The sequence below is a fragment of the Mesorhizobium sp. C416B genome (assembly GCF_030323165.1).
GTDB lineage: Bacteria > Pseudomonadota > Alphaproteobacteria > Rhizobiales > Rhizobiaceae > Mesorhizobium.
The window spans coordinates 1,011,235-1,034,874 of sequence record NZ_CP100471.1; the positions used below are offsets into that span (position 1 = coordinate 1,011,235).

Sequence of the window (23,640 nt, forward strand, 5' to 3'; positions counted from 1 at the left end):
TTTCGGGCTTGATCGCAAGCCCCCTGCCAGGAGCTAAAAAATGGCTGCTAAAGACGTAAAATTCTCCCGCGACGCCCGCGAGCGCATGCTGCGCGGCGTCAACATCCTCGCCGACGCGGTGAAGGTCACGCTCGGCCCCAAGGGCCGCAACGTCGTCATCGACAAGTCGTTCGGCGCACCGCGCATAACCAAGGACGGCGTCACCGTCGCCAAGGAAATCGAGCTTGAAGACAAGTTCGAAAACATGGGCGCGCAGATGGTCCGCGAAGTTGCTTCGAAGACCAACGACATTGCCGGCGACGGCACCACGACCGCGACCGTTCTGGCGCAGTCGATCGTCCAGGAAGGCCACAAGGCCGTTGCCGCCGGCATGAACCCGATGGATCTGAAGCGCGGCATCGATCTGGCCGTCACCGAAGTCGTCGCGGCTCTCGGCAAAGCTGCCAAGAAGATCAAGACCTCCGAGGAAGTTGCCCAGGTCGGCACGATCTCGGCCAATGGCGACGAGTCGGTCGGCGCCATGATCGCCGAAGCGATGCAGAAGGTCGGCAATGAAGGCGTCATCACGGTTGAAGAAGCCAAGACCGCCGAGACCGAGCTGGAAGTCGTCGAAGGCATGCAGTTCGACCGCGGCTATCTCTCGCCCTACTTCGTCACCAACGCCGACAAGATGGTTGCCGAGCTCGAGGACGTCTACATCCTCCTGCACGAGAAGAAGCTGTCCAACCTCCAGGCCATGCTGCCGGTTCTCGAAGCCGTCGTGCAGACCTCCAAGCCGCTTCTTATCATCTCGGAAGACGTCGAAGGCGAGGCTCTGGCCACGCTGGTCGTCAACAAGCTGCGCGGCGGCCTGAAGATCGCCGCCGTCAAGGCGCCGGGCTTCGGTGATCGCCGCAAGGCCATGTTGGAAGACATCGCCATCCTCACCGGTGGCCAGGTCATCTCGGAAGACCTCGGCATCAAGCTCGAGAATGTCGGCCTCAACATGCTCGGCCGCGCCAAGAAGGTGTCGATCTCCAAGGAGAACACCACCATCGTCGACGGCGCCGGCAAGAAGGCCGAGATCCAGGGCCGCGTTGCCCAGATCAAGCAGCAGATCGAAGAGACCACGTCGGACTACGACAAGGAGAAGCTGCAGGAACGTCTGGCGAAGCTCGCCGGCGGCGTTGCGGTGATCCGTGTCGGCGGCGCGACGGAAGTCGAAGTCAAGGAAAAGAAGGACCGCGTCGATGACGCCCTCAACGCGACCCGTGCGGCCGTGGAAGAAGGCATCGTTGCAGGCGGCGGCGTCGCTCTCCTGCGCGCTTCGGCCAACATCAAGGTCACCGGCGTCAATGCCGACCAGGCTGCCGGCATCAACATCGTTCGTCGTGCACTGCAGGCTCCGGCCCGTCAGATCGCTTCGAACGCAGGTGCTGAAGCTTCGATCGTCGCCGGCAAGATCCTCGACAACAAGGGCGCGACCTACGGCTACAACGCCCAGACCGGAGAGTATGGCGACATGATCGCCATGGGCATCGTCGACCCGGTCAAGGTCGTTCGCACCGCTCTCCAGGACGCGGCTTCGGTCGCCGGCCTGCTCGTCACCACCGAAGCCATGATCGCGGAGGCTCCCAAGAAGGAGTCGGCTGGCGGCGGCATGCCTGGCGGCATGGGCGGCGGCGGCATGGGCGGCATGGGCGGCATGGATTTCTAATCCAAGCTATCTGGCTTATGCATACGGAAAGGGCGCCGAGAGGCGCCCTTTTTTGTTTTGGAAAGCGGATGGTTAGGCGGCGCTGTCCGCCTGCCGCGCAACCTTGCCTGCAAGCACCGCCTGCTCGACAAGTGCCGCCACCTCGTCGGCCACCACCAGCACCGGTGCACGGTCGCGGGTGGCCCGCGCAATCACCATAAGCCCTTCCAGCGACGATTCGATCAGCAGCGCCAAAGCGTGCGCGCGGCGTTCGGGCACCCCTGCCCTGACGAAGGCCTGTCGCAGCAAGCCGATCCATTGCTCGAAAGCCGATCGGCAGAGTTCCGCCAGTTCCGGCACATCGGTGGGTGAATCCAGCACCACCGGCGCGATGGGGCAACCCAGCGAAAAATCATTGTCCTCCAGCATGCGCCCGACCGACTGGTAGATGTGATGGACGGCCACTGCAGGATCGCTTTCGGCTGCCAGTGCTTCGCCCAGCCTTTTCGTGACGTCGGCAACGCTGTTGCGCGTCACCTCGATGACCAGTTGGTCCTTGCCGCCCGGGAAATGAAAATAGAGCGAGCCGCGCGGCGCCCCGCTGGCGCCCAGAATGTCGTTGAGCGAGGTGCCGTGATAGCCGCGCTGCCTGAGCAACAGGCCTGTGGTCTCGAGTATGCGGGTGCGGGTGTCGTTGGCCATGTCAACCTCTGTCAGCAGTGACGCATTATAGGCCTCGCCAAGAATATGACAATCGGTCTATATAATATGTGGATCAGTCTATATACTATTAAGGAGAGTGACATGCGCAGCTACCGGCTCGAAGGGTTTGGTGGAACCGAATCCCTGGCGATGCGCGACGAGGCGCGGACGGAACCGAAACCGCATGAGATCGTGGTGCGAGTCCGCGCCGCCTCGCTCAATCGGCGCGACACGATGATCCTTGGCGGCACCTATCCGTTGCCGGCGCGGCAAGGCATCGTGCCGCTGAGCGACGGCGCCGGTGACGTCGTCGCAATCGGCGATGCCGTCACCCGTTTTGCCGTCGGCGACCGCGTCACCGGCAGCTACTTCGCCCGCTGGATCGATGGCCGCATCAATGCCGGTCTGATCGACCAGCTCGGCTGTACGCTGGACGGCATGCTGACTGAGTTTGCCGTGCTCGACGAACAATGGGCGGCGCGACTGCCCGATCATCTGAGCTGGCACGAAGCGGCGACGCTAACCTGCGCCGGCGTGACGGCCTGGAACGCGGTGACCGGGACCCGGATTCCGAAGCCTGGTCAATGGGTTCTCACCATCGGTTCGGGTGGCGTTTCGCTGTTTGCTCTGCAGTTCGCCAAGTTGCTCGGCTGCCGGGTTGTCGCCATCACATCGCGCGCGGAGAAGGCCGACAGGCTGCGGGCGCTGGGCGCCGACCTCGTTGTCTCCAGCACCGACATACCGGAATGGGGCGGCTGGGCGCGCGAGCAGACAGGCGGCATCGACCTCGTCGTCGAAACCGGCGGCCCGGCCACCTTCGCGCAGTCGCTGATTGCCAGCACGCTTTATGGACACATCGTGCTGCTGACGCTGCAGGACGCCAGTGGCAGATCGATCGAGATGCCGGCAGCGCTTTATCAGCGCAGCCTCGCCACCATCAGCCGCCTGTTCGTCCGCAGCCGCAGCAATCTCGAGGCCATGCTGCGCGCCGTGTCGCAGCATCGCCTCAAGCCCGTTATCGACAGGGTCTTCCCCTTTGCCGAAGCCCCCGAAGCGTACCGCCACTTCCGGCAGGGCGACGTGTTCGGGAAGGTTGTCATCGACTGCGCCTGACCCAATTGCCCGCTTTTCAACCCCGAACCAGGAGAACGACCATGACCATCCGTGAAGCTTCCGCAGAATGGCAAGGCACGCTGAAGGAAGGCGGCGGCCGTCTGCGGCTTGGCAGCGGCGTCTTCGAAGGCGCCTATTCCTTTCCGTCGCGGTTCGAGAACGGTCCGGGCACCAATCCCGAAGAGCTGATCGGGGCAGCACATGCCGGCTGCTTCTCGATGGCGCTGACCTTCATCCTCGGCCAGGAAGGCCACGTCGCCCGCACCATCCGCACCGTCGCCAAGGTGCATCTCGGCGCGACCGCCGCCGGGCCGACGATCACCCGCATCGAGCTCGAAACGGAGGCGGAGGTCACGGATCTCGCCGAAGACGAGTTCGAACGCCTGGCGCAGTCGGCCAAGGCGACTTGCCTCGTCTCGCGCGCCTTGGCCGGCGTGCCTCAGATCACCCTAAAGGCCGTGCTGGTCAAAGCCGTCAAAGATCGATGAAACCGGGAGAATATGATGAAACAGGAGCTTATCATGGACGCAGTCGGGAATGATTTGTCCCGGCAGACGGCCGAGATCATGCGTCGCTTCAACGATGTGTTCCAGTTGCACGATCCGTCCGCGCTTGCCGAGTTGGTGGCGCAGGATTGCGTTATCGAAAACACCGTGCCGGCGCCGGACGGCGCCCGCCATGCCGGCAAAGAGGCATGCATTGACCTATGGTCGGCGATCGCCACCCAGCCCGGCACGCGCTTCGACCTCGAGGAAACCTTCGTCGCCGGTGAACGGGCGACGATCCGCTGGCGCTACTTCATGGCCGACGGCAACTCCATCCGCGGCGTCAACCTGATGCGTGTCGCGGACGAGCTGATCGTCGAGGCGATGGGTTACGTCAAAGGATAGAAGCGTTGCCCGGCACTCCCGTTCCCAGCCCGGAATCTCGCTCAAGTCGAGTTTCCGGGCCGGTTTTCTGGTCACTGGATGACGCGGTGCAGCTTCACCGTGGTGCTGGGACTATTCTGGATGGTCTGGAAGATCACGCAATAGCGATCCGTGAGTTCGAGCAGTTGGTCGAGCTGACTTTGGGGAGCGTCGGTGTCAATGTCGAACCGCAAGCGGATTTCCTTGAAGCCGACTGGAACACCCGCAGTCACGCCGAGCGTGCCGCGAAGATCGACGTCACCTTCCGCGGAAACTTCGGCGGACCTGATCGGAATTTCGAGCACGGCCGCCGCCGCGCGCATCGAGACACCGGCGCATGCGATCAGCGCCTCCAGCAGCATGTCGCCGGAGCACAGTTCCTGGCCGCTGCCCCCGGCCATCGGATGGATGCCGGCAAGCGCCAGCCCGCGTCCGGTCTCGACCTTGCAGGTCACGGTGGACGCGTCGGCGACGCCTTTGGCCTTCAAGGTGAGGAACGCGGCCTTCGCATCCCTGCGATAGAGATCCTTGATCGGCTCCTGCGTGGCGCGAAATGTTGCGATTTCCATGAACAATCTCCTGTCTTGAATTGTCGTTGTCAAAAATGGCGAGCAGTGGCCGGGCCCTTATTCCGGCACCGCGATGCCGGAGCCGCCGAGCTCAGCCGGAAAGTCCCTGAGCTTGGGCAGCCCGTCTTTCATCGGCAGCACGGTCTCAGCGTAGTTGACGTGAACCCCAGGCGTGAATTTCACGCCTGGTATCGTTGCCGCATAGACATCGACCAGGCCGAGCGGCGGATGAACGGTCATCAGATGACCACCGCATTTCGTGCAGAACTGGCGATCGCTCATTTCGGTCTTCTCGAACCCGGACAGGAACTCCGCGCCCCCGGTGACCTTGACGTTCTGAGGCTTCCACAGCGTGAAGGCGTTCACGGGAGACGCCGACCACGATCGACACGAACCGCAATGGCAATAGCCCATTGCCTCGGCGGCTCCGTGCACTTCGATTTCCACAGCGCCGCAAAAACACCCGCCCTTATGTACCGTCATGACTTTTGTCCCTGGTTGGTTTCGACAGCACTCAGCGCCCACTCTCGGCAGCGCTTGAGCACCGGTGCAGGTTTAGGAGTTCTGGCCGCGAACTGAATGATACGGCGTCCGCCTCGCTTGACAGCGCGTCCGGAACTCGAAAGGGATGGCTCACCGGCTAGCCGGGTGCGGGACGAAACGGAATGGCCGGGGATGCTCTGTCTGACCTGTTGAGGACGGTACGCCTTACCGGCGCGACGTTTTTTGACATTGAGGGCCACGAGCCGTGGGCCGTCTGCTCGCCGGCGCCATCGTCCATCCTGCCGAAGATCCTGCCCGGTGCGGACCATCTGATCTCCTACCATGTGGTAACGGCCGGTCGCTGCTTCGCGCGCATCGTCGGCCAGGAAGCGATCGCGCTGGAGGCCGGCGAAGTCGTCGTCTTCACCAGGAGCGACCCGCATATTATGTCCAGCAATCCGGCGTTGCGCGCCGATCCGCCGACAGCCGACGTTCTCGACATCGCAACAGCCGGCCGGATGCCGTTTTACATCAACTGCGCCGGCGACGGCGCGACCTCGGCCAGGCTGGTTTGCGGCTATCTCGCCTGTGATGCACAGCCTTTCAATCCACTGCTCGAGGCTTTGCCGCCGGTGATCAAGGCCGGAGATGCCAAAGGCGATGGCGGCTGGCTCAGCCAGTTCATCAACCTGGCTGTCACGGAGGTGGCGCAAAAGCGCGCAGGCAGTGAAACGGTGCTCACCAAACTGAGCGAACTGATGTTTGTCGACGTGTTGCGCCGTTACTTGGAATCGCTGCCGCCACAAACCACGGGATGGCTGGCTGGCCTGCGCGATCCGCACCTGGCGAGGGCACTGGCGCTGATCCACGACCGGCCGGCGCATAACTGGACGGTAGAGGCGCTGGCGAAGGACTCCGCGCTGTCGCGCAGCGTGCTCGCCGAACGCTTCACCAGGCTGGTCGGCATGCCGCCAATGCATTATCTCGCCAAATGGCGCATGCAGATCGCCTCGGAGCTGCTCAGCGCCGGCTCCAGCAACATGGCCAGCATCGCCGCTGAAATCGGCTACGAATCCGAGGCAGCGTTCAGCCGCGCCTTCAAGAAGATGATCGGCCTTCCTCCCTCGGCCTGGCGTCTAGGCATCCGGACCGGATCCGGAACCGACGAAGAGTAGGCCGATGCCTGCTAGATCCTGTTCTATCGATCAGCCAGCGCCAGCTTGGCGCCGAGCATGACAAAGGCGCCGGCGAAGGTGCGGCGCATCCAGGTCAGCACCATCGGCCGCGACACGACATGGCTGCGGATCGAGGCGGCAAAGATGCCGTAAGCGACGAAGACGACGAAGGTCAGCAGCATGAAGACGCTCGATAGCTCCAGCATCTTGGCAAATGCGTTCGGTTCGGTGGTGCTGACGAATTGCGGCAGGAAGGCAAAGAAGAAGATCGACAGCTTCGGGTTCAGGATGTTGATCAGGATACCGGAGGTGATGACCTTGGCTGCCGAGCGGGGTGCCGCGTTTTCATCGACGCTCAGGCCGCCCTTCTCCTTCAGCGTGTTCCAGGCCATGTAGAGGAGATAGGCGACGCCGAGATATTTCAGCGTCTCGAAGGCGACAGCACTTGTGTGCAGCAGCGCCGCCAGGCCGGTGATGGCGGCGGCCATATGCGGGATGATGCCAAGCGTGCAGCCGAATGCAGCAGTGATCGAGGCGCGCGCGCCTCGCGAAAGCCCGGCGCTCAGCGTGTAGAGAACGCCGGTGCCGGGCGAAGCCACAACGATCAGCGACGTCAACAGAAATTCGATGCTCATGGTTCCTCCGACGCCCTGCCCGTGGTCGAAGCTATCGGGGGATGTGGGATGAGGCAAGGTGGGCGTCGGCTAGATCGTTGGCATCTCGTGCGCCTTGCGCGCCATCAGGCAATCGTCGCCGCCAGGCATGCAGGCGTGGCAGACGTCGGGGCGGATCTCGTAGATGCCGCAGGCCGTGTGCTTGCCGATCTCGCCCGTAAGCGCCGAACAGCGCACGCCCTCGCAGCGCATCCCGGACAGGTCGGCGGACACGAACTTTTCCGGAATCCGGTCAAGTTGCGCATCGTCCTCGGTCGAAAAGCGCGGCCATTCGGCCGAGTAGGAGCAGCAGGCGCCGCAGCTCTGGCAATCGAAAACCGGCTGGTCGTCCTGTTTTGACGACCGGATATCCCTGGCGGCCAACGCGACCAGCCCAGGTGCTGCGAGATTGCGATCGGCTTGGTGCGGCAAGGCGCTATTTCTTCTTGCCTGCCTTGCCCTTGGGCGTGGCGGCTGGCGCCTCGAACAGATCGGTTGCCGACGGTTCGGCGGCCTTCGGCGCGGCAGCGGGCTTGGCCTGCTTTGCAGTGGCAGCAGCCGACGCTGCCGGCTGGTCCTTGGTGGAAAACTTTATGGCCATGTCAGTCCTCGTCGGAAAAGCGGGATGATGGTGCGCGCGGATTGCGCAAGCGGCCGATCAGCGCCGAGACCGCTGTGATGTTCATTTCCTCGGGCGACCAGTTCCTCGCCTCGGCAATGTGGTGCGCCGCCAGTTCGCGATGCGTGCTGCCGCTATAGGCGGCATCCTGGTAGGTCACGCGCTCCTGGGTCTTTTTGTCCTCGCGGACATATTCGACCAGATAGTTCGGGGCTTCGGCACGGCCGCGCACGCCGACGCGCACCTGGGCATCGCCATGCGCGCGCTTGCAGCGCTCGAGCTTTTCCAGCACACGGCGGACATATTCGACCGGCTTGTCCAGGCCCGGGACCATGGACGCTATGGTCGCATCGGCATCGATCGGCGTCGGCGGTACGCGCTTGGTGGCCATCAGCGTTTGCCTGCCCGCTTCGGCAGCGCCGCAAGGGCTGCGGCCGCTGCCATGTCGTCGGCTTCCTTTTCCTTGCGCAGTTCGCGCAAGCGCGCGGTCTTGGCTTCGCGCGCCTCGCTGACGGCATCACGCTCGGACAGGATGCGGTTGAGTGACATCGACTGGGTTTGCGTCTTGCTGAACAGCGAGCCGGCCTGTTCGGCGGTCTTGGATTGAGTGGTCAAAACTTTCTCCTGTCGGGAGCCTGGTGCCGATAGAGCGAGAGCGGTCTTCGATTACGACCAAAGCAATACGGCAGCGGGGCAGTATGGGCGGTTCAGATTGGTGGATCGTCCCTTAGCACGTTCCGGCCGGCGTGCGGCGCACTTTTAGCGGCATGACGCACAAAATGAAAAAGGCCAGGCACCGCCTGACCTTCCATGAAAGCGCCGCGCATCCAGTTGGATGCGCAAGGCGCTCCTTTCAGCCTTTCATCGGTGCCAGTACATCCGTGGTCACCGGAAGGCCGAATTCCTTATCAGGCCGCCTTCAACTGGTCGGCGGACATCTTGCCCGACTTGTTGTCGCGGGTCATCTCGTAGCCGAGCTTCTGACCCTCGACGATGTCACGCATGCCGGCGCGCTCTACGGCCGAGATGTGGACGAAAACGTCGGCGGAGCCGTCGTCAGGCTGAATAAAACCAAAACCTTTGGTGGCGTTGAACCATTTCACTGTGCCGGTGGCCATGAAGAACCCTTTCCCTGGCAAATATTCGTTCACCATCGTGCGACTGCACAACAGCGTTTTGTCTCGATTTTTGATGGGGAAGTTCGTCAAAGGCGCGCATCATGCGCGGATAACAAAAGTCGGTCAAACAAATATCGACATATTTCTTATAGACTTCTCTTAGCGCCGAGTCAATTTCTGGTTTGGCCACAGCCCAAATTCAACCTGAGGACGCCTGAGGCATAAGCCTCAACTGACGAGGTGGCGGAGCGCAAGGCGTTCCCAAAAAATATTCCACGCCCCGGAACCAATCGCAAGCCGGCGCATTTCCGTGGTGTCAGCAATTCAGAGAGCAATCTCAGTAATGCTGGCAAAAGGACGCCTCCCGCACATTAAACGGTGCGAGAGGCGTTCTTGTATGTGCCGTTTTCTGACACAATTCCCAAGGGAAAACCGTTTCACACTTTTCCTTAAACTTACGCTCGCCTACAGGATCGCGCTGATCAGCGGCAGGATCTCGTAGCGGAAACCGCGGCCGGAGCTCGACACCGGATCGCCGTCGGTGACCGCTCTTGCCTCGGCTTCGCTGCCGACACGCAGGATCAGCAGACCCCAAGGGCCGGCCGGGTCGGCGACCGGCCCGGCGAGGATCATGGTGCCCTCGGCAAGCTTGCCGCGCAGATAGTCGGCATGCCGGCCCATCAACTCCCTCTCCTCCTCCGTCAGGGTGAAGGCGAAGTCCGGCCGAGGCGGGATCAGCCGGCAGTGGAAGATTGTTGGCGCGGTAGTCTCACGCGGTCCATCATTGCTGGCCATCGGTCACTCACCGTGATGTCATTAGTGGTCCTATTCGTCCGGGCCGGGTTCCGGCCAAGTCTCCTTCGCTGCTTCCGCATACCAGTGCCGCATCGCCGGCGTTGCCAACACGGCGTCGACGTAGGAGCGCGTGTCGGGCGCGAGCTTGCCGCCATAGGTGTCGAAGCGGGTGACGACAGGTGCATACATGGCATCGGCCGCGGTGAAATGACCGAACAGGAAGGGGCCGCCTTTGCCGTATTGTTCCCGGCACTGGCGCCAGATCGTTTCGATGCGCGCGCGCTGCATTTCGCCTTCGGCGTCGAGCGGCTTGTGGCCCTTCGGCCGGCGCAAATTCATCGGCCAGCCATAGCGCACCTCGCGAAAGCCGGAATGCATCTCGGTCGCTACCGAGCGGGCCAGCGCTCGGGCGCCGATATCCTGAGGCCAAAGCTTTTTCTCCGGAAACAAGTCGGCGAGATATTCAAGGATGGCAAGGGTTTCCCAGACAATCCTGCCATTGTGATTCAACACTGGCACAAGGCCGGTGGGCGAGACTTTCGCCAGAGCGGCAAAGGTTTCGGGCGTGCGCAGGCGCACGAAACCTTCCTCGAAAGGGATATCCAGATGCTTCATCGCCACCCATGGCCTCAGCGACCAGGACGAAAAGCACTTGTTGGCGATGATGAGCGTAAATTCAGCCAAGGCGGTCTCCCCAAAATTTCGTCACACTAGTCACACGATACGACGCGGCAAAGCGTTTCGGCGACCATATAAGCGACCAGATGCGACGATCATCGCCGCCCAGGGAACCTAAGCCAAGCCGGCCCGTTTGCCTCCTGCGAATGAATCCCCGGAAAGCCCAGGAGATGTAAAGATGGTGAACAAGGATCAGGTTGCCGGCGTGGCCAAGCAGGTCAAGGGCTCGGTCAAGGAGGCCGGCGGCAAGGCGACCGGCAACAGGCAGACCCAGGCCGAAGGCACGGCCGACAAGACCGCCGGCAAGGTGCAGAAGGTCTATGGCGACGTGAAGGACAAGATCAAAAAGGCGCTCTGATTCGATCTTGGAGGCAATGAGGAAGGCGGCTCAAGGGCGCCTTTTTCTTGTCAGAGGCTGAGGCTTTTGCTGAAGGCGCTGGTGAACTTGACCTCGCCGTGGTCGCCGGCCGCCTCGCCCAGCACCACGTCCATGCTGTCCCCGGTTACCCTCACCAGCGCGAAGCCACCCAAATAGGCAGCCTTCGGCTTGAACAGGTCGAGGCCATCGCTTTTGTAGATCATCGGCACTTCGTGCTGATGGCCATGGAAGATGGCGATGACATTGTAGCCCTTCAGCGCCGCCAGCATCGCCTGGCGGTCGGCCTCGCTCCACCAATGCGGCGCGCCTGCGCCGTCATCGTCATAGGTGCGCTTGGCCGGGTCCCAGCGCTCGACCGAGAAAGTGTCCCAGCCATAGTGCTGGAACAGGATGACGGGACGGCCATCCGCCGCGTAGGTCGCCAGATCCTGCTTCAGCCACGGCAGGCTGCTCACCGCGCCGTGGCCGGTGTCGCCGGCAAACCGGTGGGTCTGGACGAGATGCAGGCCGCCCCAGTCCCAGGAATAGCAGTCGGTGTCGACATCGTATTCGGTGGCCGGCAGCGGGGGCTTGAAGAACACGCCGGGGCGGTGGTTGACCTCGACATAGTCGCGCAGTTCACGCCGATACCAGTCGACATGGGGCGGCGAGCCGTTCTGGTCGAGATCGTGGTTGCCGAGGCCGACATAGACCGGCATGTGCACGCGGTCCGGGCCGACGCCTTGTTGATAGCGCTGGCTGAACTGCAACAGTTGCGTGCCTTCGCTGGGCTCGGTGATCTGGCCGCCGCCATCGTCGGTGATGTCGCCGCCGACAACGAGGCCGAGCGGCGCATCGATGCGGCTGCCGGCCGAACGCAGGCGGGTTGCAACGCCATCGATCTCGACTGGCCATTGCCGGCCCGCCAAGCCATTGAGGACAGCGACATTGCGCAACAGCGCGGCATCGGTCTTGCCTTCCTCCAGGCAGTTGGGGCTGAGGCCGCTCGACATGCGGCAGGCATGGACATCGGCGATGAACAGAAAGGTGGCGTCGATGGGCTGGATGCGCTTGCCGGTCTGGCCAAGCGCGGCGCGCGGCAGCATGCCAGCCATGGCAAGGCCGGCTGCCTGTGCGAGGAAATTGCGACGGGAGAGGACGAGCTTGCGATTCATGACCTGAAATTCAGCACAGCCGGCGCCCCACCGTCCAGTTGCCAGGAATGGCAGGTCGACACGGCACTGAGGCTCTGGCATTTCTTGGGTCATGCTGGCGCGCAGCAAATACAAGCAGAGGGGAGGATTTCATGAGAGCCGTTTCGATAGGCGTGGTGCTGGCTGGGTTGCTGCCGGGGGCTGCGGTGCATGCCGCCGATTGTGTCGACGCAAAATCGGCCAAGGCCGGCTTCGTTCTGGAAATGCCTGGCGTCCGCAGCGAGTTTCGGCCGGTGGCCGGCGGCATGGTGTCCGTCTCCAACAACTACGAATCGCAATCACCGCAGACACAGTTCCTGTTTGCAGGCCTGGTCGAAGTGTTTCGCGACAGCGATACCGGACGGGTGGCGACGATCCCGTTTTCCGATCTGCGAAAACTGTTTCCGCTGAAGACGGGAGCCAAGAGCACGATCGAATTCGTCGAGTTGTCGCCGAACAAGCAGCCGAAGAGCACCAAGACACTGAGCCTGGTCGTCAAGGGCAAGGAGACGTTCAGCGTCGGCGGCTGCAAATACAACGTGCTGGCGGTCACGGAGATCTTCAAGAACGGCGCCGGCGAAACGCTGGACACATTCACCGCGCTTTATGCTCCCGATCTGCAAGCGTCTCTCGCCCGGCGTTACGACGAAGGGACCAGCGCGGAATCGGTGAACGGTTACGAGACGATCAAGCCGCTTTCCAACTAGAACAGCGCAGTTCCGGCCTCAAGGTTTTCCCGGCCGCAGCAGGATCCTGCGACGCCGCTTCGCTCTGCTCGGGAATGGCGGCGTTGAGCTGCCCTGAAGTTCGGCCAGGCAATCGCGCAGCACGCTGGCATCCTGTGCCGCCTTGGCCATCGACATGGCGCCGGAATAGGCGGCGATGGCGAGTGCCGCAAAGCGCTCGGGGTCGGTGCCCTGCTCCCTCCCCGACTGCTGGTCGGCTCGCACCTTGTCGGCAACCGCCTGACGCCATCCGGCAAAGATATCGTCCAGAGCGGCGCGGAAATCCGGGTCAGCGAGCGACAGTTCATGCGCCAGATTGTTGAGCGGACAGCCGCGCACGAAGCCTTGCTGCTCAAGGTCGGTCGCCACCGCCTCGAACACCGCGCGCACGCCTTCGCGCGCCGAGCCTGCCGCCCGTACAGGGTTGATCCAGGTTTCATCGAGGGCCGCTGCCACGCGCTCCTCGATCACCGCCAGAGCGAGCGCCTTCTTCGTCGGGAAATGATGATGCAGCGCGCCGCCGCTGACGCCTGCGGTCGTCATCAGCTCGCCAAGAGCGGATGCATGATAGCCACGCGCCTGGAACGACGCTTCGGCGATATCGAGCACCTTGTTGCGCAGCCCTTCGGGATCGTTGGTGCGTTTTCGCGGCGGCCCTTTCGGAGCCCGAGCAATCTCTGCTGACATTTGCCAACGATAGCAGATTGACAAAACAGGACAACCGGTCTGTTTTATAAACCGGATGATCATCCTGTTTTTTGGAGACGACACAATGACCGTACCCCTGAATGCGCCTGCGGCGGCAAAACTGCTCGCTTCGCCTGTCGTCGAGTTGCGGCAGTACACGCTGAAGCCGGGCCGGCGCGAGACGCTGATCGACATCTTCGACAGTCGGTTCATCGAAGGCCAGGAACACGCCGGCATGACCATCATCGGACAGTTCCGCGACCTCGACCGCCCCGACATGTTCGTCTGGCTGCGCGGCTTCGGTGGCATGGAAGCGCGGAAGCAGGCGCTCACCGCCTTCTATGACGGGCCGGTGTGGACGGCGCACCGCGACGCCGCCAATGCGACGATGATCGATTCCGACGATGTACTGCTCTTGAAGCCGGCATGGCCAGGCGCCGGCTTCGATCTGTCAGGCGCGCAGCGAGGCGCCATGCCGCCGGATGGAAAGCTGAGAGCAGACAATCGCTTGACCGGTGTTGTTGTCATCCAGATTCATCATCTGCGGTCTGGCGCCGAAGCCGATTTCGCCGACAATTTCGACACATATGCCCTTCCGGTCCTTATCGGCGCCGGCGGACGGTTGCTTGGCGCCTTCATCACCGAGCACGCCGAAAACAGCTTTCCCCGCCTGCCGGTGCGCTTGAGCGAAAACGTCTTTATCGCGGTGACGGGTTTCAACAGTCCCGAGGCGCATGCCAATTACGAAGCCGCAGTTGCCGCTTCGCTCCAATGGCAAGCGGCCGATGTGACCTGGCGGACCGAAACCTTGCGCCTGACGCCGACGTCGCAGTCGCTGCTGCGGTAACCGGATCGGCACGCGGCCAACCGAAGTTCATACTGAGCGATAGGCCGGCGGCTTGACCGCCCTCGCCGATCGGCATTGCCTTCGTGACGCGGGCAACAGCGAGAGCATTCGATGCGACTTGGCCTTCAATGAGACTTTCTGGCAAGCGAGCACTGGTGACCGGCGGCTCGGACGGCATCGGCCTGGCGATATCGGAAGCTTTCTTGCGCGAGGGCGCCGACGTGCTGATCGTCGGTCGCGACACCAGCAAGCTCAAGACCGCCCGCGAGACACTTGCGGCGGCGGGCAACGTCGGCACCCAGTCGGCCGATCTCTCGACCTCTTCCGGCATCGATGCCGTGGTCGATCGCGCGAAAGCAACCGGCCCACTCGACATCCTCGTCAACAATGCCGGCGTCGCTTATCTGGTGCCTTTCGAGACCGTCACCGAGCACCAATTCCAGCAATCCTTCGCGCTCAATGTGACGGCGGCGTTCTTCCTTACCCAGCGGCTGCTGCCGCATCTCGGCGCCAACGCCTCCGTCATCAACATCTCGTCCTACTTCGCCGACAAAATGATCCCGAAGCGGCCGTCGAGCCTGTATTCCTTGTCCAAGGGCGCGCTGAATTCGCTGACCAAGTCGCTGGCCTTCGAGCTTGGTCCGGGCGGCATCAGGGTCAATGCAATTGCGCCCGGCACGGTCGACACCGCCATGCGGCGCAAGTCGATCGACAACCTGCCGGCGGCAGCGCAGGCCGAGCTGAAAACCTATGTCGAGCGCAGCTACCCGCTCGGCCGCATCGGCCAGACCAGCGATCTTGCCGGCATCGCCGTCTATCTCGCCAGCGACGAGGCGGCGTGGACCAGCGGCGGCATTTTCGCGATCGATGGCGGGTATACGGCGGGGTGACCGTTTGGATGGCCCTCTGCCTCGAACAAGCGGAGCACTTGACCAAACTTCCGATACCGCGTCTGTCTGCAGATTGAGCAATGCTTCAGACATTCGTGGTGCCATGCCGTCTATCGATCCACTGATCCTCTTCTACACAACGTTCTTCAGCAAACCCGTCGATATCGCGTCGATACAGTGCGAAATGCCCGGGCGGTGGACACTGGACAAACGACGGATTTCCGAGGCCGCGGCAGTCGTCTTCCATATTCCGAACTTTCGCGAAGTTGGCGATGCCTACAAATACCCTGGTCAATATTGGGTCGCCTGGTCGATGGAATGCGGCCAAAACTACAAGCGACTTGCCGACCCCAAAATCATGCGGCACTTCGATATCATCATGACGCATGAATCCCGGTCCGATGTCTGGGTACCCTACCTTCCGCGTGCGGTGTGGTGGAAAGATGCGCTGGCCAGACCAATCGTGCCGAAAACGGAAGAAGCGCCGGTCGCACTCTTCCAGTCGGCCGGCCTGAATTATAGCGGCCGTGTCGATTTGGCGAACGAACTGGCGCGCCACATCAAGATCGATTCTTATGGCCGATATCGCCACAACCGATCGGTCTCTGGCCCCGATCTGGGCTCGAAGACCAAGATCGAAACCATTGCGCGGCACAAATTCTGCCTGGCCATGGAGAACTCGATCGAGGCCGACTATGTCACCGAGAAAATCTATGACGCGTTCATGGCGGGCACGGTGCCGATCTACCTTGGCGCTCCCAATGTGGACGAGTTCGTTCCGGAGCACTCCTTTATTGACGCCAGTGCCTTCGCCAGCGCCAGCGATCTTGCAGCCTATCTCCAGCACCTGATCGCAACGCCGCAAGACTACGAGGCTTATTTCGACTGGCGCTCAAAGCCATTGCCCGACAACCTCGTCAAACGGGTGCAATCATTGGAAACACCCGCGTTCTGCAGACTGATGAGCGTCGTGCGCCAGCGTCTGGAGGCGCGGACAAGCAAGCCTTCCGGACGGCGAACACTTCCGTTCGGCTACAGATCCTATCTCAGGACAAAGCTGCGCCGTTGGAGGAAAAAGGTTCCGAGCTGACGGTCCGCGATCAGGCGCGCTTTCAGCAAAATACGGAGAACAAAGAGCGTCTCTTGCGACGTCGAGACGGCTTCGACCTTGCCGCCATGCATCTTGGAAATCTCCGAGGCTATGTGGAGGCGCTCCCAGGGTGGACTTGAAATTCTCGGTTTCGCGATCCGAAGCTCGATCCGGATGCGATGCCGGATTTTGGTCGGGAAACTGAACAGAAGGACAAGTGCATAAGCTACCTCATCGCTGCTGTTGCCAGTGAGACGCCGGCACGGATGGTAGTTTGTGTGGCAGCGTCGCTCGTAGGTAGAGTAGGTAGACATGAATTGCGCATTGCTGATCCTGGGGGAAGTTTGCGTAGAGCAATCCGCCAGCTCGACATGATCTTATCGAGCTAAATCCGCAAGTTTCCGTCCACTTCATGGGATCAAGCCGCACTGAGGAGCAATTTCCTTCACACGAAAGTGGAGGGTGCAGGATCCCGAAGGCCGGCGCTACTGCTTCAACCGATTTACTGCCTGCCGGCCGCAATCTCTGCTTGAAGGCCATTGTGCAACGCGATACGCCGTTGCCGAATTCGATCGTCGGAGAGACAAGTGACCGCTGCCAGGACCAGAACCGAAACCGACACGTTCGGCCCCATCGAGGTTGCCGCCGACCGTTACTGGGGCGCGCAGGCGCAGCGTTCCCTCGGCAATTTCAGGATAGGCTGGGAAAAGCAGCCGGCCTCGATCGTGCGTGCGCTCGGCATCGTCAAGCGAGCGGCGGCGGAAGCCAATATGGAGTTGAAGCGGCTCGATCCGGCAGTCGGCAAGGCGATCATCGAGGCGGCGCAAGAGGTGATCGACGGCAAGCTGAACGATCATTTCCCGCTGGTCGTCTGGCAGACCGGCTCGGGCACGCAGTCCAACATGAACGCCAACGAGGTGATCTCCAACCGGGCGATCGAACTTCTGGGCGGCGTCATGGGCTCGAAGAAGCCGGTGCACCCTAACGACCACGTCAATATGAGCCAGTCGTCGAACGACACCTACCCGACAGCCATGCACATCGCGTGCGCCGAGCGCATCGTGCACGATCTGCTGCCGGCGCTGAAGCATCTGCACGCTGCGCTCGAGGTCAAGACGAAGGCCTTCGCCCACATCATCAAGATCGGCCGCACCCATACGCAGGACGCGACACCCCTCACGCTGGGCCAGGAATTTTCCGGCTACGCCGCGCAGGTGGCCTCTTCGATCAAGCGCATCGAGATGACGCTGCCCGGCCTGCAGGAACTGGCGCAGGGCGGCACCGCCGTCGGCACCGGCCTCAACGCGCCGGTCGGCTTTGCGGAAAAGGTGGCGGCGCGCATCGCCGACATTACCGGCATTGCCTTCGTCACCGCGCCGAACAAGTTCGAGGCGCTCGCCGCGCACGATTCCATGGTGTTCTCGCATGGCGCCATCAACGCGGCGGCCGCCGCCCTCTTCAAGATCGCCAACGACATCCGCTTCCTCGGCTCCGGCCCGCGCTCGGGCCTCGGCGAACTGTCGCTGCCGGAAAACGAGCCGGGTTCCTCGATCATGCCGGGCAAGGTCAACCCGACCCAATGCGAGGCTCTGACGCAGGTCTGCGTGCAGGTGTTCGGCAACAACGCCTCGCTGACCTTCGCCGGCAGCCAGGGCCATTTCGAGCTCAACGTCTACAACCCGCTGATGGCCTACAACTTCCTGCAGTCGGTGCAGCTGTTGGCCGACGCTTCGATCTCCTTCACCGACAATTGCGTCGTCGGCATCGAGGCGCGCGAAGACAACATCAAGGCCGCGCTCGACCGCTCGCTGATGCTGGTGACGGCGCTGGCGCCGACGATCGGGTACGACAATGCCGCCAAGATCGCCAAGACCGCGCACAAGAAGGGCACCACCTTGCGCGAGGAAGCACTGGCCACCGGGCTGGTCAGCGAGGCAGACTACGACCGGCTGGTGCGGCCGGAGGACATGACGCATCCGGGTTAAGCGATTCCAGGGGAAGTGCCTTCCTCGAAGCGCGCAGCCCTTCCTCTTTGGAATTGCGTCAACTAGAAATCCGAATTGTGTGGCGGGACAATTTGCTCCCGCCGCTGCTGGCCGCGACAAGAATTTTGCGTCGGTCGAACGATCCCGAAATGTACGTCCTGTGAACAATGTGTCGCCGGACTGGCGGCTTTGGTGAACAGTCGGCTTGGTCTATCTGACGGGACATCAACCCTTTTCGGAGAGCCACCATGTCCATCAACACTTCCGCTGCCGGCGCCGGCATCGCGTCCAACAGCTCCACCACCATCCTGCTCGGCCGCATCCTGCTCGCCGCCATCTTCCTGCTTTCCGGCTTCGGCAAGCTCACCGCCATTTCCGGCACCGCCGGCTATTTCGGCGCCATGGGCCTGCCGGTGCCGACCATAACGGCCATTGTCGTCGGCCTGATCGAATTGCTCGGCGGCCTTGCCGTGCTCGTTGGCTTTCAGACCCGCATCGCCGCCTGGGTGCTCGCGGTCTTCACCATCGCCTCGGCCTTTGTCGCCCATACCGGCTGGGCCGACCAGAACCAGATGATCCATTTCCTGAAGAACGTCGCCATCACCGGCGGTTTCCTGCTGCTGGCTTCCTCGGGCCCTGGCGCCTACTCGATCGACGCCAAGCGCGGCTGAGCTTTCCCTCCCAAGCCTGAAAAAAGCGGCGTGGAATTTCCACGCCGCTTTTTCGTTGTCTGCCCAAGCGCGCGCCCGCCCCATCCCTGCTAGGATCGGTCTCGAAACAGCCTGCGGACAGACAACGGAGATGACCATGCCCCGCGATGCATTGCTTCTGATTTCCCGGCTGCTGCTCGCCGCCCTGCTCGTTCCCTCCGGCTACCACGCGCTCGCCGACATTGCCGGGACGACCGGCTATTTCGCCGGCCTCGGCATGCCATTGCCGACGCTTGCCGCCTGGGGCACCGGGCTGTTCGAGTTGATTGCCGGTCTCTTGATACTGGTCGGCTTTCAGACGCCGGTCGTTGCGATACTTCTTGCCGCTTTCTGCATCGTTGCAGGCTCCATCGGCCACTACGGCCAGGGCGGCGATGACCCGATGCTCACCTTCCTGCACCAGCAGATGCTGATGAAGGATATTGCCATCGCCGGTGGATTCCTGGCGCTAGCCATGGCCGGCGCCGGGGCCTGGTCGATCGACGGGCGCCGCGCCGCGGTCTGATATCGTCAAATATCGTCCCGGTTGAACCATCGACGCCCGTGCCAGGTCGACCCCCACTCCGTCTCGGCTTCGTCGAGCCACCTCTCCCCCGATCGACGGGGTAGAGGAAGGGCGCGAGCCTATTGCCGCCAACGCTTTCCAACGAGGCTCCCTTCCCTTTCCCTCCGGAGGGGGAGGTGGCGCTGCGAAGCAGCGACGGATTGAGGAAGCCGGTGCTCGAACGCGAGGCCGACGACGACATGGTTTTGCTGTCAGGCCGCGCCTACTTCACCGACACGCTCTGCCCACCCTCGACCGCCAGCACCAGCCGGCGGTTGGTGATCCGCGCCAGTTGCGCCAGCCGTCCGGCCGGGCGTTCGCCGTAAAGATCGGAAAGTGAGGCCGGCAGCACCAGCGCCAACGTGCCATTGCCGCGGTTTTCCCATTTCAGCCGCGGCATGACGCCGGGCATGGCCGCCGTCAGCAGATAGACGACGCGCAGCACCGCCGCCAGGATGCGGGCGCGCTCGAGATAGCGCGGCGTCGCCAGGCCGCGGATTTCCGGCGCCGCATCGTTGAACACGCCTTCGTGGCGGAACAGGCCGACCAGCGCCAGGAAGGCACGGCCGGGGTGATCGACGCCAATGAAGGAGGCGTGGGCAATGATGTTGAGCGACTGCTTGCCGCGATATTCCGGGTGTGCGCGCCAGCCTATATCGGCCAGCAGACAGGCGGCGTGGCGATAGCGCGCCTCATCCTCCGTCTCGTCGATGCCGAAGGCGGCAAAGGTCTTGTCCGTCCATTCGACAAGCTCATGCGCATGGGTTACCGAGCGCGACCGCAGCCGCGCCAATTCCTCCGAAGCGGAGACCAGCGGATCGGCCTTCTGCTCGGCAGGGTCGAGCAGCGAATAGAGAAACCCTTCGCGCACGCCCAATGCCGAGACGATGATCTTCGACGGCTGCATCGCCGCCATGATCTCCTGCAGCACGACCGCGCCATAGGGCAGCAGCGAACGGCGGTTCTTCGACACACCTTCGATGCCCTTGACCTTCTCGATCTCGCCTTTCGCCACCTGCTTCAGGAAATTGGCGGCGCTTTCGACACCGATCTCATAGTGGTGCATGACGCCAAGCGGGTAGTTGGTCATTTCCATGTGCAGCCGGGCAAGGTTTCGCCAGGTGCCGCCAACGGCGTAAAAGGGCCGTCCCAGCCCGCCCTTCAACAATTTGGCGCGCGCCAGTTCGTCGCGGGTGATCTTTGCCGCCTGGGCGAGCGAATTCCTGGCCATGTCCTGCAGCCGCAGGCCACCCAGCGGCAGCGTGATGCCGTCGCCGATCGCCTCGCCATTGATGTCGATAAGCTCCAGGCTGCCGCCGCCAAGATCACCGGCAATGCCATTGGCGGGGTGGAAGCCCGAAATGACGCCAAGCGCCGAATAATGCGCCTCCTGCCGGCCAGTGAGCACGCGGATCTCGGTCTTGAGCACATCCTGGGCGCGGTGGATGAAATCGGGGCCGTTGATCGCTTCGCGGGCCGCGGCTGTTGCCAGCACAAACATGTGCTCCGCACCCGCCTGGTCGGAGAGCGCGCGGAAACGGCGAAACTCCTCCATCGAGCGCGTCACCGCCTCGGGATCGAGCTTGCCGGTCGAAACGATGCCGCGGCCGAGGCCGGCCAGCATCTTTTCGTTGAACAGCAAGGTCGGCGAGCGCGCCAACCCTTCATAGACGACAAGGCGGATCGAGTTCGAGCCGATGTCGATGATGGACAGCGGCCGGCGATCCTGCAGCCGGCCTTGGGACGTTGAAATCATCAGCCGGTGTTCTTCTTGCGACGCTTGAACTGCGCGATGCGCTTGGGCGCATGCGACTTCAGCGCGTCACCCCGTCCCGACAGGCTCGGATTGGTCATGAAATATTCCTGCGCGTTGAACGGTTCCTCACCCTCCTCCAGCACGACGCGCCGGGAGGTTCCGTCAGCCAATACGTCGAAACTTTGCTGGTTGTCCATGATGTTGCCCAGCATGATCTGGCCAAGGATCTGTTCATGCACCGTCGGGTTGGTGATCGGCACCATGGTCTCGACGCGGCGGTCGAGATTGCGTGGCATCAAGTCGGCCGAGGCGATGTAGACGATCGCCTCGTCCGACGGCAGGCCATGGCCGTTGCCGAAGCAATAGATGCGGCTGTGTTCGAGGAAGCGGCCGACGATCGACTTGACCCTGATGTTTTCCGACAGGCCGGGCACCTGCGGCCGCAGGCAGCAGATGCCGCGCACGACGAGATCGATCTCGACGCCGGCACGGCTGGCGTCATAGAGCGCGTCGATGATGTTGGGATCGACGAGCGCGTTCATCTTCATCCAGATGCGCGCCGGACGGCCAGCCAGCGCGTAGGCGACCTCGTCGGCAATGTGCTTGAGGATACGGCTGCGCAGCGTAAACGGCGAGATGGCGATCCGCATCTCATCGGTCGGCTCGGCATAGCCGGTGATGAAGTTGAACAGCTGGGCGACATCGCGCGCGATCGTCGGATCGGTGGTGAAGAAGGACAGGTCAGTGTAGATGCGCGCGGTCACCGGATGGTAGTTGCCGGTGCCGAGATGCACATAGTTGCGCAGCTTGCCGTCCTCGCGCCGCACTACTAGCGACATTTTCGCATGGGTTTTGAGTTCGAGGAAGCCGAACACGACCTGAACGCCGGCGCGTTCGAGGTCGCGCGCCCAGCGGATGTTGGCTTCCTCGTCGAAGCGCGCCTTGAGCTCGACCAGGGCGGTTACCGACTTGCCGGCCTCGGCCGCGTCGACCAAGGCGCGCACGATCGGGCTGTCGTTGGAGGTGCGGTAGAGCGTCTGCTTGATCGCCACCACCTCCGGGTCGGCCATCGCCTGGCGCAGGAATTGGACCACCACGTCAAAGGATTCATAGGGGTGGTGGACGACGATGTCCTTCTCGCGAATGGCCGCGAAACAGTCGCCGCCATGCTCGCGGATGCGCTCGGGAAAGCGTGGATTGTAGGGGGTGAACTTCAGGTCGTCGCGCGGCACGGCGACGATCTCGGAAATCTGGCTGAGCGCCAGCGGGCCGGTCAGAACGCTGATGCGGCTCGAAGAGACGCCAAGCTCGCCGGCGACGAACTCGCGCAATTCGCCGGGCATCGACTTGTCGAATTCGATGCGGATGACCGAACCGCGGCGGCGCCGCTTCAGCGCCGTCTCGAACAGGCGCACGAGATCTTCCGACTCTTCCTCGACCTCGATATCGCTGTCCCGGATGATGCGGAAGGTGCCGGAACCCTTGACCTCATAGCCGGGGAACAGCTTGCCGATATAGAGGCCGACAGCCTCCTCCAACGGAATGAAGCGAACGTGCTGCTTGCGGTCGGGCAGACGGATGAAGCGCTTCAGCGCCACCGGCAGGCGCAGAAGCGCGCTCATCTCCTCGCCATTCTTGCGATGGCGCAATTGCAGCGCCATCGAGAAGCCGAGATTGGGAATGAACGGAAACGGATGCGCCGGGTCGATCGACAGTGGAGTCAGCACCGGGAAAACCTGGTCCTGGAAATGGTCTTCCAGCCAGACTTTTTCATCCTTGGTTAGTGCATCGCGGGTGATGCTCTCAATGCCTTCCTTGTTGAGCAGCAACATCAGCGCCGAAAGGCTGTTCTGCTGGTCCTCCTGCAGCCGCTCGACCTCGCGCAGCAATTGTTCCAGCTGCTGCTCCGGCGTGCGGCCGTCGGGGCTCTTTAGCGCAATGCCTTCGCGCACCTGGCCCGCAAGGCCGGCGACGCGGACCATGAAGAATTCATCGAGATTGGCGGCCGAAATCGACAGGAAACGGACGCGTTCGAGCAGCGGATGGTGCTCGTTCTGTGATTCCTCGAGCACACGCCGGTTGAACTGCAGCCAGGAGAACTCACGGTTGACGAACCGATCGGGGTTGCCGCCCTCGGGGCTCGCCACCTCGACATTGATGAATTCGCTCTGCACCGGCTTCAGTTCGTTCATGGTTCCTGCTCTTCCCCGCCAACCGTCCCTTGGAGCGCCGTTGGACGTGCCATGCCTCTAACACGCTTTTGTGACGCATGACCCTTCGGCGAAAACCGTTCCGATTTCAGGGACATGCACTTAACCGGCTCAACGTATCCTCTGACAGGCTTTTGCGACAGTTTCATTTCATCGA

28 protein-coding genes are annotated in these 23,640 nt (G+C 62.5%); 13 read left to right on the plus strand and 15 right to left on the minus strand.

Annotated elements, in window-relative coordinates; genetic code table 11:
• The first annotated feature begins 40 nt into the window (after positions 1–40).
• On the plus strand, positions 41–1,696 hold the full coding sequence (gene groL, locus NLY43_RS05095; protein WP_023709705.1) for a chaperonin GroEL: 1,656 nt from the start codon (positions 41–43) through the stop codon (positions 1,694–1,696).
• Positions 1,697–1,768: 72 nt separating this feature from the next.
• Here the strand turns inward: groL and NLY43_RS05100 are convergent, their stop codons facing one another.
• Positions 1,769–2,377, minus strand: a complete 609-nt coding sequence (locus NLY43_RS05100; RefSeq protein ID WP_023684303.1) for a TetR/AcrR family transcriptional regulator — start codon at positions 2,375–2,377, stop codon at positions 1,769–1,771.
• Between the two features lie 102 nt (positions 2,378–2,479).
• On the opposite strand from NLY43_RS05100, the gene NLY43_RS05105 reads away from it, so the two are divergent.
• Genes NLY43_RS05105 through NLY43_RS05115 form a run of 3 tightly spaced genes read left to right on the plus strand, consistent with a single transcriptional unit; the run spans position 2,480 to position 4,380 of the window.
• On the plus strand, positions 2,480–3,490 hold the full coding sequence (locus tag NLY43_RS05105; protein WP_023712745.1) for a zinc-dependent alcohol dehydrogenase family protein: 1,011 nt from the start codon (positions 2,480–2,482) through the stop codon (positions 3,488–3,490).
• Positions 3,491–3,531: 41 nt separating this feature from the next.
• Positions 3,532–3,978: an OsmC family peroxiredoxin gene (locus tag NLY43_RS05110; protein ID WP_023684306.1), complete on the plus strand. Its 447-nt coding sequence runs from the start codon at positions 3,532–3,534 to the stop codon at positions 3,976–3,978.
• A 15-nt stretch (positions 3,979–3,993) separates the two neighbouring features.
• Positions 3,994–4,380, plus strand: a complete 387-nt coding sequence (locus NLY43_RS05115; RefSeq protein ID WP_023712744.1) for a nuclear transport factor 2 family protein — start codon at positions 3,994–3,996, stop codon at positions 4,378–4,380.
• A gap of 71 nt (positions 4,381–4,451) precedes the next feature.
• On the opposite strand, the gene NLY43_RS05120 is transcribed toward NLY43_RS05115, so the two are convergent.
• Together NLY43_RS05120 and NLY43_RS05125 are read right to left on the minus strand one after the other, a co-directional pair.
• Positions 4,452–4,967, minus strand: coding sequence for an OsmC family protein (locus tag NLY43_RS05120; protein ID WP_023671510.1), 516 nt, complete (start codon positions 4,965–4,967; stop codon positions 4,452–4,454).
• Positions 4,968–5,024: 57 nt separating this feature from the next.
• Positions 5,025–5,450 (minus strand): GFA family protein, encoded by a 426-nt coding sequence (locus NLY43_RS05125; RefSeq protein ID WP_023715197.1) that lies wholly within the window; start codon positions 5,448–5,450, stop codon positions 5,025–5,027.
• A gap of 182 nt (positions 5,451–5,632) precedes the next feature.
• Between NLY43_RS05125 and NLY43_RS05130 the strand changes: the two genes are divergently transcribed.
• Positions 5,633–6,625: an AraC family transcriptional regulator gene (locus tag NLY43_RS05130; RefSeq protein WP_023694696.1), complete on the plus strand. Its 993-nt coding sequence runs from the start codon at positions 5,633–5,635 to the stop codon at positions 6,623–6,625.
• A 23-nt stretch (positions 6,626–6,648) separates the two neighbouring features.
• On the opposite strand, the gene NLY43_RS05135 is transcribed toward NLY43_RS05130, so the two are convergent.
• The 8 genes from NLY43_RS05135 to NLY43_RS05170 form a co-directional block, all read right to left on the minus strand.
• Positions 6,649–7,260 (minus strand): LysE family translocator, encoded by a 612-nt coding sequence (locus NLY43_RS05135; protein WP_023689918.1) that lies wholly within the window; start codon positions 7,258–7,260, stop codon positions 6,649–6,651.
• Between the two features lie 69 nt (positions 7,261–7,329).
• Entirely contained in the window at positions 7,330–7,710 is a 381-nt protein-coding gene (locus NLY43_RS05140) for a YkgJ family cysteine cluster protein (protein ID WP_023712743.1), read from the minus strand.
• Between the two features lie 4 nt (positions 7,711–7,714).
• Complete coding sequence (locus NLY43_RS05145; RefSeq protein ID WP_023712742.1) at positions 7,715–7,879, minus strand: hypothetical protein; 165 nt, start codon at positions 7,877–7,879, stop codon at positions 7,715–7,717.
• 1 nt (position 7,880) lies between these two features.
• Positions 7,881–8,288: a hypothetical protein gene (locus NLY43_RS05150; protein ID WP_023671504.1), complete on the minus strand. Its 408-nt coding sequence runs from the start codon at positions 8,286–8,288 to the stop codon at positions 7,881–7,883.
• Positions 8,288–8,512: a hypothetical protein gene (locus tag NLY43_RS05155; RefSeq protein WP_023712741.1), complete on the minus strand. Its 225-nt coding sequence runs from the start codon at positions 8,510–8,512 to the stop codon at positions 8,288–8,290. The genes NLY43_RS05150 and NLY43_RS05155 overlap by 1 nt, the downstream gene beginning before the upstream one ends.
• Before the next feature lie 293 nt (positions 8,513–8,805).
• Complete coding sequence (locus tag NLY43_RS05160; RefSeq protein WP_023671502.1) at positions 8,806–9,015, minus strand: cold-shock protein; 210 nt, start codon at positions 9,013–9,015, stop codon at positions 8,806–8,808.
• Between the two features lie 465 nt (positions 9,016–9,480).
• Positions 9,481–9,810 carry a YciI family protein gene (locus NLY43_RS05165; protein WP_023723612.1) on the minus strand — a complete coding sequence of 110 codons (330 nt, stop codon included), beginning with the start codon at positions 9,808–9,810 and terminating at the stop codon, positions 9,481–9,483.
• A 30-nt stretch (positions 9,811–9,840) separates the two neighbouring features.
• Positions 9,841–10,494 carry a glutathione S-transferase family protein gene (locus tag NLY43_RS05170; RefSeq protein ID WP_023712740.1) on the minus strand — a complete coding sequence of 218 codons (654 nt, stop codon included), beginning with the start codon at positions 10,492–10,494 and terminating at the stop codon, positions 9,841–9,843.
• 172 nt (positions 10,495–10,666) lie between these two features.
• Between NLY43_RS05170 and NLY43_RS05175 the strand changes: the two genes are divergently transcribed.
• Positions 10,667–10,846 (plus strand): CsbD family protein, encoded by a 180-nt coding sequence (locus NLY43_RS05175; protein WP_023671498.1) that lies wholly within the window; start codon positions 10,667–10,669, stop codon positions 10,844–10,846.
• A 50-nt stretch (positions 10,847–10,896) separates the two neighbouring features.
• On the opposite strand, the gene NLY43_RS05180 is transcribed toward NLY43_RS05175, so the two are convergent.
• Complete coding sequence (locus NLY43_RS05180) at positions 10,897–12,021, minus strand: metallophosphoesterase (protein ID WP_023712739.1); 1,125 nt, start codon at positions 12,019–12,021, stop codon at positions 10,897–10,899.
• A gap of 131 nt (positions 12,022–12,152) precedes the next feature.
• Here NLY43_RS05180 and NLY43_RS05185 point away from each other — a divergent pair, with 131 nt between their 5' ends.
• Positions 12,153–12,746 carry a hypothetical protein gene (locus NLY43_RS05185; protein ID WP_023712738.1) on the plus strand — a complete coding sequence of 198 codons (594 nt, stop codon included), beginning with the start codon at positions 12,153–12,155 and terminating at the stop codon, positions 12,744–12,746.
• A gap of 18 nt (positions 12,747–12,764) precedes the next feature.
• Here the strand turns inward: NLY43_RS05185 and NLY43_RS05190 are convergent, their stop codons facing one another.
• Entirely contained in the window at positions 12,765–13,451 is a 687-nt protein-coding gene (locus NLY43_RS05190) for a TetR/AcrR family transcriptional regulator (protein ID WP_023712737.1), read from the minus strand.
• Positions 13,452–13,536: 85 nt separating this feature from the next.
• Here NLY43_RS05190 and NLY43_RS05195 point away from each other — a divergent pair, with 85 nt between their 5' ends.
• The 6 genes from NLY43_RS05195 to NLY43_RS05220 all read left to right on the plus strand — a co-directional run bounded on the left by NLY43_RS05195 (position 13,537) and on the right by NLY43_RS05220 (position 19,478).
• The gene (locus NLY43_RS05195; RefSeq protein ID WP_031199689.1) at positions 13,537–14,298 is read left to right on the plus strand and encodes an NIPSNAP family protein; all 762 of its coding nucleotides are present in this window, start codon (positions 13,537–13,539) and stop codon (positions 14,296–14,298) included.
• Positions 14,299–14,426: 128 nt separating this feature from the next.
• On the plus strand, positions 14,427–15,188 hold the full coding sequence (locus tag NLY43_RS05200; RefSeq protein ID WP_023712735.1) for an SDR family NAD(P)-dependent oxidoreductase: 762 nt from the start codon (positions 14,427–14,429) through the stop codon (positions 15,186–15,188).
• A gap of 103 nt (positions 15,189–15,291) precedes the next feature.
• Positions 15,292–16,278, plus strand: coding sequence for a glycosyltransferase family 10 domain-containing protein (locus NLY43_RS05205; RefSeq protein ID WP_023712734.1), 987 nt, complete (start codon positions 15,292–15,294; stop codon positions 16,276–16,278).
• A 587-nt stretch (positions 16,279–16,865) separates the two neighbouring features.
• Entirely contained in the window at positions 16,866–18,263 is a 1,398-nt protein-coding gene (gene fumC / locus NLY43_RS05210) for a class II fumarate hydratase (protein WP_023712733.1), read from the plus strand.
• 248 nt (positions 18,264–18,511) lie between these two features.
• On the plus strand, positions 18,512–18,934 hold the full coding sequence (locus tag NLY43_RS05215) for a DoxX family protein (protein WP_023671490.1): 423 nt from the start codon (positions 18,512–18,514) through the stop codon (positions 18,932–18,934).
• Between the two features lie 136 nt (positions 18,935–19,070).
• Positions 19,071–19,478 carry a DoxX family protein gene (locus NLY43_RS05220; RefSeq protein ID WP_023712732.1) on the plus strand — a complete coding sequence of 136 codons (408 nt, stop codon included), beginning with the start codon at positions 19,071–19,073 and terminating at the stop codon, positions 19,476–19,478.
• A 262-nt stretch (positions 19,479–19,740) separates the two neighbouring features.
• Here the strand turns inward: NLY43_RS05220 and ppx are convergent, their stop codons facing one another.
• The gene (gene ppx, locus NLY43_RS05225; protein WP_023697723.1) at positions 19,741–21,273 is read right to left on the minus strand and encodes an exopolyphosphatase; all 1,533 of its coding nucleotides are present in this window, start codon (positions 21,271–21,273) and stop codon (positions 19,741–19,743) included.
• Positions 21,273–23,465 carry an RNA degradosome polyphosphate kinase gene (locus NLY43_RS05230; RefSeq protein ID WP_023700662.1) on the minus strand — a complete coding sequence of 731 codons (2,193 nt, stop codon included), beginning with the start codon at positions 23,463–23,465 and terminating at the stop codon, positions 21,273–21,275. Before NLY43_RS05230 ends, ppx begins: the two co-directional genes overlap by 1 nt.
• Positions 23,466–23,640: the final 175 nt, after the last annotated feature.

What these genes read in the sequence shown, in the direction of transcription:
- groL (WP_023709705.1), top strand. Translation starts at nt 41, where the DNA reads ATGGCTGCTAAAGACGTAAAATTCTCCCGCGACGCCCGCGAGCGCATG.
- NLY43_RS05100 (WP_023684303.1), bottom strand. Translation starts at nt 2,377, where the DNA reads ATGGCCAACGACACCCGCACCCGCATACTCGAGACCACAGGCCTGTTG.
- NLY43_RS05105 (WP_023712745.1), top strand. Translation starts at nt 2,480, where the DNA reads ATGCGCAGCTACCGGCTCGAAGGGTTTGGTGGAACCGAATCCCTGGCG.
- NLY43_RS05110 (WP_023684306.1), top strand. Translation starts at nt 3,532, where the DNA reads ATGACCATCCGTGAAGCTTCCGCAGAATGGCAAGGCACGCTGAAGGAA.
- NLY43_RS05115 (WP_023712744.1), top strand. Translation starts at nt 3,994, where the DNA reads ATGAAACAGGAGCTTATCATGGACGCAGTCGGGAATGATTTGTCCCGG.
- NLY43_RS05120 (WP_023671510.1), bottom strand. Translation starts at nt 4,967, where the DNA reads ATGGAAATCGCAACATTTCGCGCCACGCAGGAGCCGATCAAGGATCTC.
- NLY43_RS05125 (WP_023715197.1), bottom strand. Translation starts at nt 5,450, where the DNA reads ATGACGGTACATAAGGGCGGGTGTTTTTGCGGCGCTGTGGAAATCGAA.
- NLY43_RS05130 (WP_023694696.1), top strand. Translation starts at nt 5,633, where the DNA reads ATGGCCGGGGATGCTCTGTCTGACCTGTTGAGGACGGTACGCCTTACC.
- NLY43_RS05135 (WP_023689918.1), bottom strand. Translation starts at nt 7,260, where the DNA reads ATGAGCATCGAATTTCTGTTGACGTCGCTGATCGTTGTGGCTTCGCCC.
- NLY43_RS05145 (WP_023712742.1), bottom strand. Translation starts at nt 7,879, where the DNA reads ATGGCCATAAAGTTTTCCACCAAGGACCAGCCGGCAGCGTCGGCTGCT.
- NLY43_RS05150 (WP_023671504.1), bottom strand. Translation starts at nt 8,288, where the DNA reads ATGGCCACCAAGCGCGTACCGCCGACGCCGATCGATGCCGATGCGACC.
- NLY43_RS05160 (WP_023671502.1), bottom strand. Translation starts at nt 9,015, where the DNA reads ATGGCCACCGGCACAGTGAAATGGTTCAACGCCACCAAAGGTTTTGGT.
- NLY43_RS05165 (WP_023723612.1), bottom strand. Translation starts at nt 9,810, where the DNA reads ATGGCCAGCAATGATGGACCGCGTGAGACTACCGCGCCAACAATCTTC.
- NLY43_RS05175 (WP_023671498.1), top strand. Translation starts at nt 10,667, where the DNA reads ATGGTGAACAAGGATCAGGTTGCCGGCGTGGCCAAGCAGGTCAAGGGC.
- NLY43_RS05180 (WP_023712739.1), bottom strand. Translation starts at nt 12,021, where the DNA reads ATGAATCGCAAGCTCGTCCTCTCCCGTCGCAATTTCCTCGCACAGGCA.
- NLY43_RS05185 (WP_023712738.1), top strand. Translation starts at nt 12,153, where the DNA reads ATGAGAGCCGTTTCGATAGGCGTGGTGCTGGCTGGGTTGCTGCCGGGG.
- NLY43_RS05190 (WP_023712737.1), bottom strand. Translation starts at nt 13,451, where the DNA reads ATGTCAGCAGAGATTGCTCGGGCTCCGAAAGGGCCGCCGCGAAAACGC.
- NLY43_RS05195 (WP_031199689.1), top strand. Translation starts at nt 13,537, where the DNA reads ATGACCGTACCCCTGAATGCGCCTGCGGCGGCAAAACTGCTCGCTTCG.
- NLY43_RS05200 (WP_023712735.1), top strand. Translation starts at nt 14,427, where the DNA reads ATGAGACTTTCTGGCAAGCGAGCACTGGTGACCGGCGGCTCGGACGGC.
- NLY43_RS05205 (WP_023712734.1), top strand. Translation starts at nt 15,292, where the DNA reads ATGCCGTCTATCGATCCACTGATCCTCTTCTACACAACGTTCTTCAGC.
- NLY43_RS05215 (WP_023671490.1), top strand. Translation starts at nt 18,512, where the DNA reads ATGTCCATCAACACTTCCGCTGCCGGCGCCGGCATCGCGTCCAACAGC.
- NLY43_RS05220 (WP_023712732.1), top strand. Translation starts at nt 19,071, where the DNA reads ATGCCCCGCGATGCATTGCTTCTGATTTCCCGGCTGCTGCTCGCCGCC.
- ppx (WP_023697723.1), bottom strand. Translation starts at nt 21,273, where the DNA reads ATGATTTCAACGTCCCAAGGCCGGCTGCAGGATCGCCGGCCGCTGTCC.
- NLY43_RS05230 (WP_023700662.1), bottom strand. Translation starts at nt 23,465, where the DNA reads ATGAACGAACTGAAGCCGGTGCAGAGCGAATTCATCAATGTCGAGGTG.